The sequence below is a fragment of the Vitreimonas sp. genome (assembly GCF_036392335.1).
Lineage (GTDB): Bacteria > Pseudomonadota > Alphaproteobacteria > Caulobacterales > Aquidulcibacteraceae > Vitreimonas.
Map to the genome: position 1 here is coordinate 182,020 of NZ_DASVYD010000066.1, position 10,029 is coordinate 192,048.

Here is a 10,029-nt window from a genome sequence, read left to right on the forward strand (position 1 = left end):
TCACACAAGTTTGCCGGGTCGCGACGGCGGCGGCGAGGCGCTGTCATCGCTGTCGTCGGCGAGCGCGCGCTCAAGTTTGCGCAGTGCCAGGGCGCGCACATCAACCAGCGATGCATTGGCTGGCGCCTGGATCACGACTTCCACGCCCGTCGCCGCATCAATCGCTGCCACGCGCTGCACATCGCCAACGCGCGTAATTTCAAAGAAGACTTCGCCCGCGTCTTCGCGGTCGCTCACGCAGCGCGCCCAAGCACGTACTTGGCCCAAACCGCATTCAGCGCGGCGACCAATTGCTCCATCAGCGCGTCGTCATGGAATGGCGACGGCGTGATGCGCAGGCGCTCCGTACCGCGCGGTACGGTCGGGTAATTGATCGGCTGCACATAGATGCCGTGCTCGAACAAAAGCGCGTCGGACACCTGCTTCGCCAGCGCCGCATCGCCCACCTGCACCGGCACGATATGCGTCGTCGATTCCGCCATTACCGGCAGGCCAGATTCGCGCAATAGCGCCTTCAAACGCTCCGCGCGCTCGGCCAAACGATCGCGCATATGCGGGCAAGCCTTCACCACGCGCACGCTTTCCAGCGCAGCAGCAGCAATCGAAGGCGCCAAAGAGGTCGTGAAGATGAAGCCCGAAGCCGTTGAACGGATCGCATCGATCGCAGCGGCCGGGCCGGTCACGTAGCCGCCCATCGTGCCGAACGCCTTCGCCAGCGTGCCTTCGATGAAATCGACCCGGTGCATCACGCCATCGCGCTCGGCGACGCCGCCGCCATTGTGCCCGTAAAGGCCAACGCCGTGCACTTCGTCCAGATACGTCATCGCGCCATATTGCTGGGCGATGTCGCAGATCGCTTCGATCGGCGCGGTGTCGCCGTCCATCGAATAGACGCTCTCGAACGCAATCAGCTTCGGCGCATCGGCCGGCGCTTCGTTGATCAGCGCTTCGAGATGCTGAATGTCATTGTGACGGAAGATGCGGCGCTCGCACTTGGCGCGTTTGATGCCCTCGATCATCGACGCATGGTTTTGCGCGTCGGAGAAAATCCACAAATCGGGGAAGAGTTTCGCCAGCGTCGAGAGCGTCGCGTCGTTCGACACATAGCCCGACGTGAACAGCAGGGCGCCTTCCTTGCCATGCAGGTCGGCGAGCTCCTTCTCCAGATCGACGTGATAGGAGGTCGTGCCCGAGATATTGCGCGTGCCGCCCGCGCCGGCGCCGACCTTGTCCAATGCCGCATGCGCCGCATCGAGCACTTCCGGGCTCTGGCCCTGGCCCAGATAATCGTTTGAGCACCAGACGACGATGTCGCGATATTCGCCATCGCCCACCCGCAAGCGCGCATGGGGAAAACGGCCACGTTCGCGCATGATATCGGCGAACACCCGATAGCGTCCCTCGTCGCGGATAGCCGCAACGGCGTCTTCGAAGACCTTTTTGTCCTCTTCTCTCACGGTCGCGCCTCTGCTTCGGCCCGGCGGGCGTCGTTGGAATTCTTATATGCTATTTCAGGCCTCCAAGGTAACTGGGGGCCGACGGCGCATTTCAGCGCAGAAAGTTGCGAACGGTTCGCATGAGCTTCACTGGACGATACCCGAACACCCGCCCGCGGCGCCTGCGCCAGCACGATTGGGTGCGCCGCCTCACGCGCGAAAATCGCTTGAGCGTCGATGACCTGATCTGGTCGATGGTCGTGCACGAGGGCGACGAAGCGGAAATTCCGGTCGCCTCCATGCCGGGCACGGCGCGGCTTTCCGTGCGCGCCGCTACCGACGCGGCCAAACGCGCCGCCAAGCTCGGCATCCCAGCCATCGCCGTTTTCCCCTTCATCGACGGCGCCAAGAAAGATTCGAGCGGCAAGGAAGCGCTCAATCCGAATGGCCTCGTCTGCACCGTCGTGCGCGCGATGAAAGACGCCGCACCGGAAGTGGGCGTGATGGTCGATGTCGCCCTCGATCCCTTCACCGATCACGGCCACGACGGTCTCCTGCGCGATGGGCGCATCCTCAATGACGAGACCGTAGAGGTTCTGATCGAGCAAGCGTTGACCCAGGTCAAAGCCGGCGCCGACATCGTAGCGCCCTCCGACATGATGGATGGCCGCGTCGGCGCCATTCGCGCCGCCCTCGATGCGAACGGCCATCAAGACACGATGATCATGTCCTACGCCGCGAAATACGCCTCGGCCTTCTACGGCCCGTATCGCGACGCGATCGGCTCGGGAAAACTCGGCACGGGCTCCGTCGCCAATCCTGGCGACAAGCGCACCTATCAAATGGATTACGGCAACACGGACGAAGCCATGCGCGAAGTCGCGATGGATGTCGCCGAAGGCGCCGACATGCTGCTGGTGAAGCCGGGCCTGCCCTATCTCGATATCGTGTCGCGCGTGAAAGCTGAGTTCGGGATGCCCACCTACGCGTTCCAAGTCTCCGGCGAATACGCAATGATGAAAGCCGCCGCCGCCAACGGCTGGCTCGACGAAGACCGCGCCATCCTCGAAAGCCTCACCGCCTTCAAACGCGCCGGCGCCGACGGCATTGTCACCTATTTCGCGCCGAAGGCTGCGGAGTTGCTCGGCTGACACCGATCAACTCAATGCGGTGGCTCCACATTCTTGAGTCGAACTCCCGTCAGTTTTGCGGCCTTGATCGCCTGCCTGAGCGGCTCGCTGCAAAGAATGGTGGTTGGCGACTTCCATAGACGGAAAAGATGAAGCTCAGGCGGCAGGTCGCGCTTGAATACTAACTTCGACATTCCGTCGTATTGGGGGTGATTGGGCCACCAGTCGAGCTTGGACGCAGCTTCATCCACCGCATCCTCGAAACGTACTACGTCACATAACCAATTCTGGCCAACCAGTTCGTCCACACCGTCCCGGCGTACGAATATGTCGGTGGGAACTAAGTCAATTGCACCGACTGCAAACGGCTCCAGCAATCTTTTGGCTCTCTCCGATATAACCCAGAAAAACCCCATCACATCGAAATCTCTAAGGGGTTTTTTTGCGTCGTACCTATAAACAATCTTGTTTCTTGGAGCGTCGCGCGGGAAGCCAGAGCCGAGACTTGTTAGCGTAACGCCGAGAGACGGGAGGTGTGGCGCCAGAAACGGACCCGCGCGATTACCATCGCGCGAGATTTCCCAATCCAGCATTTCCAATGGTTTTCGGCGAGCGAGATCACCTACAGTCACCCGGTAGAAATGCGCGCCCTTCGATCGTCTGCGGCTAGTATCTTCCACGCCTATGCCCTATCGATCCCCTGCACTTGGCAAGCGTAGATGCATAGGCGATTTACGCCAACTATTGCCTGAGCGGCCACGCCTTGCGGAGCTTTTCGGCTGACTCCCACCATCTTCATCGACGCGGACGCCTGCCCTGTGAAGGAAGAGGTTTACAAAGTCGCGCGCCGCACCGGCTGCCCGGTGCGCGTCGTCGCCAACGCGTTCATGCGCACGCCGCCCGATGTCGAATTCGTGGTCGTCGATGCCGGCCCCGACGTCGCCGACGATTGGATCGCCGAGCGCGTGCAGCCCGGCGACATCGTCATCACCAATGACATCCCGCTCGCCGACCGCACGCTCAAAGCCAAAGGCCACGCGCTCGGCGCCAATGGCAAAGCCTTCACGCCATCTTCTATCGGCGCAGCGATGGCGCAACGTGAATTGATGGAGCATCTGCGCTCATTCGGCGAAGCCAGCGGCGGGCCCAAGCCCTTCTCGCAACGCGACCGCCAGCACTTCCTCAACGCGCTCGACGCACTCGTGCAGAAAGCCAAACGCGAAACGCGCTAGCTCAGCGCTGCTTCGATCACGCCCGCATCCACGCCCCAATCGCGCAACACCTCGCGCGTATGCACGCCCGTCTTCGGCGGCGGCGAACGCACGCGGCCAGGTGTTTCCGAGAAACGCGGCGCTGGCGCGGGCATCAATGTGCCGCCGACATCGATGAACGTCCCGCGCGCCGCATTGTGTTCGTGCCGATGCGCCTCTTCGAGATCGAGCACAGGCGCGAAACACACATCGCTGCCGCCAAGCAGCGCCGTCCATTCATCGCGCGTGCGCGTAGCGAAAATTTCCTCGAGCCGCTTGCGTTGCGCCGGCCAAAGCGCGCGATCGTGCTGCGCATCAAACAGCGGCTCCGTTGCGCCAACCTTCTCGCGCAAAAGCGCGTAGAATTGCGGCTCCAGCGAGCCGATCGACAGCCATTTGCCGTCTGCGCATTTGTAGACGCCATAGAACGGCGCGCCGCCATCGAGCAGATTTGCTTGACGCCCATCGCGCCATTGCCCGGCTTTCAGGCGGCCGAAAATCGTCGTCATCAACGACGCCACGCCATCCGTCATCGCCACATCGACAACCTGCCCGCGCCCCGTCTCGCGCGCGTGCGTCAACGCCGCCAGCATGCCGAACGCGAGATAGAGCGCGCCGCCGCCGAAATCGCCGAGCAGATTGAGCGGCGGCGCCGGTTGTTCTTTCAAGCCAATCGCATGCAGCGCGCCTGACAGCGAAATGTAATTGATATCGTGCCCCGCCGCCTGCGCGTACGGCCCTTCCTGGCCCCAGCCCGTCATGCGGCCATAGACAAGCTTTGGATTGCGCGCGAGCGCCACGTCGGGCCCAAGCCCCAAGCGCTCCATCACGCCTGGACGGAAGCCTTCAAACAAAAGATCAGAACGCGCCGCGAGTTGCAGGCACGCTTCCACCGCCGCTGGCTTCTTCAGATCAAGCGCGACCGACAAACGTCCGCGATGTGCGAATTGCGTGTAGGCCGGCTCAAAGCCTGCGCGATCGATGCGCACGACTTCCGCGCCCAAATCGCACAGCAGCATGCCGCAAAACGGCCCCGGCCCAATGCCGCCGAACTCCAACACACGCACGCCCGTCAGCGGTCCGTCCGACATCTGTCCTCCACGCATTTCGCGCGGAAGCTATCGACCGACCTTCAAGCGATCAAGCAAACGTAAGGTCAGGCGGCCTTTTGCATGGCTGCCTTTGCGACAGCCTGGCGCACGCCCTCGGCCACCTCGGTGCGTTTCGCATCACCGGGCGGCAGCTTCGCCAATTCGTTCACGCCGTTCACGCACGCATCGAGCGCCGCCCGCGCCACATCGGCGGGCATGCTCTTCGTTGCGGTGATTTGCTGCGCGAACGCCGCGCACGCGCGCATCAATTCGTGATCCTTGCCCGCGACCGCGTAGGCCTGCACGAAGCGCAGCGCCGCTTCGCAAGTCGCGCCGGCGCTCGGATCCATCTTGAATTGCGCCGTTGCCGCGCCGAGCGCGCCGACGGCTTGCTCGAACGTCAACGTCGGCATACCGCCAGCGGCCGCCGGCTTCTCGGCCGCTCTGTCCGCCTTGCGGCGCTTGGTGGCGCCCGTACCCGCCGTGACAATGCCGGCGCGACGGCACGGGCCGACATAACCCTCCGCGTCGATAAACTCGCGCGGGGCGGCCAAAACCTTCTTGATCGTCTCCAGCAGCGCCTTGTTCGAGATCGGCTTGCCAATCAGCGCATTCGCGCCGGCGTGACGGCAGGTCTCCGCCAGCGAGCGCGAGAAAGCGCCAGAGAGCAAGAACACCGCCGCCTTGCGGTTCAACACGCGGTGATTGCGGCGAAACGCGCGCGTCCAAGCGGCGCCATCCTGCTTGCCGAGTTCGAACGTCGCCAAAATGATGTTGGCGTTGAAGCTCTCCAGCGCCTCCATCGCCAGATTGGCGTCCGTGAAGATCCGGTATTTGTCGACACCTGCATTGTACAGCATGTCCTGGACGATCTGCGCTTCGTACTTGTTCGGCTCAATGACGCAGACGGACCAAAGCTTCTCGTTCATTGTTCTTCGCGGCCCCCAATCGGAGGCCGCATGTTTAGCGCAATTGGCTTAAAAGACCTTGAAAGCCGGCACGTAAGCGTAACTACGCCATTAACGCTGCTGCATCCTTTCGAGCCGCGCGATCAAGCTCGACGTGTCCCAACGCCGGCCGCCCATCGCCTGCACGTCGGCGTAGAAGCCATCCACAAGCCGCGTGAGTTCAAGCTGCGCGCCGTTGAGCTCGGCTTCGTCCAGCACAAGCCCCAAATCCTTGCGCATCCAATCGACGGCGAAGCCAAAATCGAACTTGCCGTCGACCATTGTCTTCCAGCGATTTTCCATCTGCCAGCTTTGCGCGGCGCCCTTGGAGATCGCGGCGATCACCTTCTCGACATCGAGGTCGGCGCGTTTAGCGAAATGCAGCGCCTCCGCCAGCCCCTGCACGACGCCCGCGATGCAGATTTGATTCACCATCTTCGCCAATTGCCCCGAACCCGCAGGCCCAATCAGCGTCATGTTCGCAGCATAAGCCCGCATCACTGGTTCGACTTCCGCGAACACACCCGGCGCGCCGCCCGCCATCACCGTGAGCCGGCCCGCTTCCGCGCCCGCTTGCCCACCCGACACCGGCGCATCGAGAAAGCCCAAGCCCAACTCCTCGGCGCGTTCGGCCAATTCGCGCGCCAATCCGGCCGAGGCCGTCGTGTGGTCGACAAAAATCGCGCCCTTGCGCATCGCCGGCGCCGCGGCCTCAAACACTTCACGCACGTCGCGATCGGCGCCGACACAGGCAAACACGATGTCGACGCCCTCCACCGCGCCCGCCACGCTCGAATACGTCCGCCCCTTATGCTTCTGCGCCCAATCGCGCGCCTTCTCCTCGCTGCGGTTGAACACGGAGACATCGTGTCCCGCGCGCGCCAGATGGCCCGCCATCGGCCCACCCATCACCCCCAGCCCAATGAATGCGGTCTTGGCCATCACTTGCTCCCCGATTCTGGTTCGTCGGCGCGTCCGTAGCGGCTTCGGAAATAGGTGAGGCCGGCGCCCGACTTCACGCGGCACGCCAGCACTTCGCCGATAATGATAAGGTGGTCGCCGGCTTGGCGGCGTTCAAACGTGCGGCAGGCAAAATGCGCCACACCGCCGCGCAGCACCGGAGCCGCCCCGAACGCCTCGGCCTCCGCCGGCGCAATCGTCTCGGTCTCGGCGCGCGCGAAGCGCCGCGCCAGCGCCTCCTCATCGCCGCCCAGCACCGTCACGCCCCAATGCTCAGCGCCAGCGAACACGTCGTAGCGTTCGGACTGATCGCCCAGGCACCACAACAGCAGGCGCGGCCGCAACGACACCGACGTCAGCGAATTCACGGTGATCCCGGATAAGGTCGCATCGTCCCGCGCCGCGGACACCACGGTCACGCCCGTGGCGAACGCGCCCATCGCGCGGCGGTATTCCTGCTCCTGATCGATATCCACCCGGGTCTCCACTCCACGCTCAACGCGATCTTAACGCTGTTCGGCCAATGTCGCGCCCTCTCCGCCAGAACGGACGGACAATGACGTCTGCGACCAATCAACGCCCTATCATAATCAAGAAGATCAAAAAGGGCGGCGGCGGTGGTCACCACGGCGGCGCCTGGAAGGTCGCGTACGCCGACTTCGTCACCGCCATGATGGCGTTCTTCCTGTTGATGTGGCTGATCAACACCACAAGCCCCGAACAACGTCGGGGTATCGCCGAATTCTTCGCCCCCGCGAGCGTGAGCCGGGTTTCTTCGGGCGCCGGCGGTCTGTTGGAAGGCACCAGTTTCGCCGAGGAAGGCGTGCGCCACGGCCATTCCGCCCCCGTCGCCCCCTCCTCGGAGCCGCAATACACGTCCAACGCCGACGCCGAAAACCCTGAAGAGGGTCAGGTTGCTCCTGGCGGCGAACAATTGCCGAGCGCCGAGGCGCTGACGCGTGCGCGCACGTTGCGCGAGAACGCCGAATTCACCCGCGCCGAGATCGCCATTCGCCAAGCCATGCACGACATGCCCGACATCGCCGAATTGTCGCGCAACGTGATCATGGAGCAAACGCCGGAAGGCCTGCGAATCCAGATCGTCGATCAGGAAGGCCGCTCGATGTTCAATCCCGGCGACGCCACGCCGAACGACCGCGCGCGCCGTCTCCTCGTCGCCATATCCGGCGTCCTGTCACAGCTGCCTAACCGCATGACCATTTCCGGCCATACCGACGGATCGCAGCCGGGCGGGCGCTACGCCTCGAACTTTGAACTGAGCGCCGCGCGCGCTAACGAAGCCCGCCGCATTCTCGCCGGCCAGGGCATCCCCAGCGAACGCTTCTATGAAGTCGCCGGACGCGCCGACAGCGAACCTATGTTCGTCGATGACCCGAGCTTGCCGGGCAATCGCCGCATCGCCATCACGCTCTTGCGCGAGGCCCCGCCGCTGCCTGTTGATCACGGTCTGTAAACCAAACCGCCACACCTGGTTTTAACGGCGTTGCGCGTACAAGTGCGTCATGTCGTCAATCGTGACCCATTCCCGGCGCGTGGTGCAGGACCATTTTGAGCCCGAAGCCATGCTCGATCCGCAGGAGCAGCGCCGCCTGCGCGGGCATCTCGATCAGATCGATTTTGCCGCCTTCGCCGCCAATCGCGAGATCATCGCCAAGACGCTCGGCGGCGCCGACATGGGCAAGTTCGAACGCCTTGCCGTCTGCGCCGCGCACGCGCGCGCCGAATGGGTCGCCGCAGCACTCGCCATCTCGGAAACGACCCACGCGCCGTCAGCCGAGGAAGTCGCGCAATTGCATGCCCTGCGCTGCGCCTACGATGAACTCGCGGAATCCTACGAAGCGCTGCGCCGCATGGTCGAACGCGGCTATTTGAGCTTTAGCGCAAACAAATAAGCGCCGCGCCAGCGTCCCTCGCCGGCATCGACAACCGCCCACAGAATTCAAATACTGTCGCTGAGTTCACTGACGAACAATTCTTCGATCACATCGAAATCCGAGCATTCATAACCATCGTCAGATCGCGCCGCCGCTTCGCGAAGCGCTCTGGCTTCGGCTTGACGCGCAGCGTCAGCGCCTCGGTCAAGCCAGTATGCCAACGAGCAGCGGCCCGGCTTGTACTTCCGCTCCGCCGATAAGCGCAGATAACGCTCCCCGTCTCGCGTGGATAGCGCGACACCACGGCCGGAAAAGTACATCCGCGCTAGATTCAACGGCGCGATATTGTCCCCGCCCTCGGTTGCGGCGCTGAGCCAGTCTAACGCCAAGTCAGTATTGATCTCGTAGCCAAAATCGCCGCGGAAATAGGCGAGGCCGAGCTCATTCTGCGCCTCGGCGTTACCGCGCTCCGCGGCCAGTTCGATAAGCCTTCGCCCCTCGGCCAACAATTCGGCCGGCGCAATCCCTGCGCCAAAGCCGTAACTTTCCGGAGAACTCGAATCCGAGGCGCCCAAATACAGCATGCCTAGGTAAGCCAGAGCACGGACGTCACCCGCCGCCGCGCAGGCCTCAAGCTCCGGATTGAGCTCATCCTCCACCTGGGAGCGAACTATCCCACAGGCGTCCTCATCAATTTGAGGTGCGTGGCTCTGCGGAGTGGCGCACGCGGTTATGAGAGAAAGCGAAAGAAACGCCGGGATGAGGTGTCGAAGCATCTCCGATTGCTCGTACCGCCAATATCTCGCGTTGTGGAGACCGGAGCGCGTGTTTGAAACCGGCATACGTGGCGCTTTCGGGCTTCACGCCGCTCGATTCAACCCAATTCGGACCGCCGGCTTCCAGCTGGCATCCTTTTTCCGAACGCAAACCCGTTGATCGCCTTGACCTTTCCACCATGCCGGCGGGAAGCCGGCGGTCCACATCGAGCGCATCTATTCAACCGGTCAGCCGGCGCGCGCACACTGCGCGCCATGAAACACGTCCCCACCCTCATCAGCCGACAGAAGCTAGACCGCCACCAGGCGGCGCTCGTCGGCTGGATCGTGTGGGCGCTGATGTTGATCTTCAAACTCGGCGCGAACGCGCGCCGCAGCAAACGCGTGCACAACGCCATTCGTCACTGCGAACGCTTCGTGCACGCCTATCTCATCTGCACCATTCTCGCGCGTCTGCGCGTCGGCGCGCGCCGGCCGCGCAACACCGCGCCAGGGATCCGCGCCAACACACCCAATCTGCGTCTGCTCGCGCAATCGCTGCGCT

Annotated in this window: 13 protein-coding genes; 5 read left to right on the plus strand and 8 right to left on the minus strand. The window is 63.2% G+C overall.

Annotation, left to right across the window (positions count from 1 at the left end):
- Together VF769_RS15860 and hemA are read right to left on the minus strand one after the other, a co-directional pair.
- On the minus strand, positions 1-237 hold the full coding sequence (locus VF769_RS15860) for a DUF6898 family protein (RefSeq protein ID WP_331009401.1): 237 nt from the start codon (positions 235-237) through the stop codon (positions 1-3).
- Positions 234-1,457, minus strand: a complete 1,224-nt coding sequence (gene hemA, locus VF769_RS15865; RefSeq protein WP_331009402.1) for a 5-aminolevulinate synthase — start codon at positions 1,455-1,457, stop codon at positions 234-236. The genes VF769_RS15860 and hemA overlap by 4 nt, the downstream gene beginning before the upstream one ends.
- A gap of 119 nt (positions 1,458-1,576) precedes the next feature.
- Here hemA and hemB point away from each other — a divergent pair, with 119 nt between their 5' ends.
- Positions 1,577-2,587 carry a porphobilinogen synthase gene (gene hemB, locus VF769_RS15870; protein WP_331009403.1) on the plus strand — a complete coding sequence of 337 codons (1,011 nt, stop codon included), beginning with the start codon at positions 1,577-1,579 and terminating at the stop codon, positions 2,585-2,587.
- An 11-nt stretch (positions 2,588-2,598) separates the two neighbouring features.
- Here the strand turns inward: hemB and VF769_RS15875 are convergent, their stop codons facing one another.
- The gene (locus tag VF769_RS15875) at positions 2,599-3,159 is read right to left on the minus strand and encodes an imm11 family protein (RefSeq protein ID WP_331009404.1); all 561 of its coding nucleotides are present in this window, start codon (positions 3,157-3,159) and stop codon (positions 2,599-2,601) included.
- A gap of 186 nt (positions 3,160-3,345) precedes the next feature.
- Between VF769_RS15875 and VF769_RS15880 the strand changes: the two genes are divergently transcribed.
- Positions 3,346-3,798: a YaiI/YqxD family protein gene (locus tag VF769_RS15880; protein WP_349258158.1), complete on the plus strand. Its 453-nt coding sequence runs from the start codon at positions 3,346-3,348 to the stop codon at positions 3,796-3,798.
- Here the strand turns inward: VF769_RS15880 and VF769_RS15885 are convergent.
- The 4 genes from VF769_RS15885 to VF769_RS15900 form a co-directional block, all read right to left on the minus strand.
- Positions 3,795-4,907 (minus strand): CaiB/BaiF CoA-transferase family protein, encoded by a 1,113-nt coding sequence (locus tag VF769_RS15885; protein WP_331009405.1) that lies wholly within the window; start codon positions 4,905-4,907, stop codon positions 3,795-3,797. The two genes, VF769_RS15880 and VF769_RS15885, sit on opposite strands and share 4 nt — an antisense overlap.
- Positions 4,908-4,972: 65 nt before the next feature.
- Positions 4,973-5,836, minus strand: coding sequence for a response regulator (locus tag VF769_RS15890; RefSeq protein ID WP_331009406.1), 864 nt, complete (start codon positions 5,834-5,836; stop codon positions 4,973-4,975).
- Positions 5,837-5,926: 90 nt separating this feature from the next.
- The gene (locus VF769_RS15895) at positions 5,927-6,796 is read right to left on the minus strand and encodes an NAD(P)-dependent oxidoreductase (protein WP_331009407.1); all 870 of its coding nucleotides are present in this window, start codon (positions 6,794-6,796) and stop codon (positions 5,927-5,929) included.
- Positions 6,796-7,290 carry a flavin reductase family protein gene (locus VF769_RS15900; RefSeq protein WP_331009408.1) on the minus strand — a complete coding sequence of 165 codons (495 nt, stop codon included), beginning with the start codon at positions 7,288-7,290 and terminating at the stop codon, positions 6,796-6,798. Before VF769_RS15900 ends, VF769_RS15895 begins: the two co-directional genes overlap by 1 nt.
- Positions 7,291-7,370: 80 nt before the next feature.
- Between VF769_RS15900 and VF769_RS15905 the strand changes: the two genes are divergently transcribed.
- Both VF769_RS15905 and VF769_RS15910 read left to right on the plus strand, forming a co-directional pair.
- Positions 7,371-8,288: a flagellar motor protein MotB gene (locus VF769_RS15905; RefSeq protein ID WP_331009409.1), complete on the plus strand. Its 918-nt coding sequence runs from the start codon at positions 7,371-7,373 to the stop codon at positions 8,286-8,288.
- 49 nt (positions 8,289-8,337) lie between these two features.
- Positions 8,338-8,727, plus strand: a complete 390-nt coding sequence (locus tag VF769_RS15910; protein WP_331009410.1) for a hypothetical protein — start codon at positions 8,338-8,340, stop codon at positions 8,725-8,727.
- 47 nt (positions 8,728-8,774) lie between these two features.
- Here VF769_RS15910 and VF769_RS15915 read toward each other — a convergent pair whose 3' ends face one another.
- Complete coding sequence (locus VF769_RS15915) at positions 8,775-9,368, minus strand: hypothetical protein (protein ID WP_331009411.1); 594 nt, start codon at positions 9,366-9,368, stop codon at positions 8,775-8,777.
- Between the two features lie 372 nt (positions 9,369-9,740).
- On the opposite strand from VF769_RS15915, the gene VF769_RS15920 reads away from it, so the two are divergent.
- Positions 9,741-10,029, plus strand: a 289-nt coding sequence (locus VF769_RS15920) for a hypothetical protein (protein ID WP_331009412.1), incomplete at its 3' end; no start/stop codon positions are given.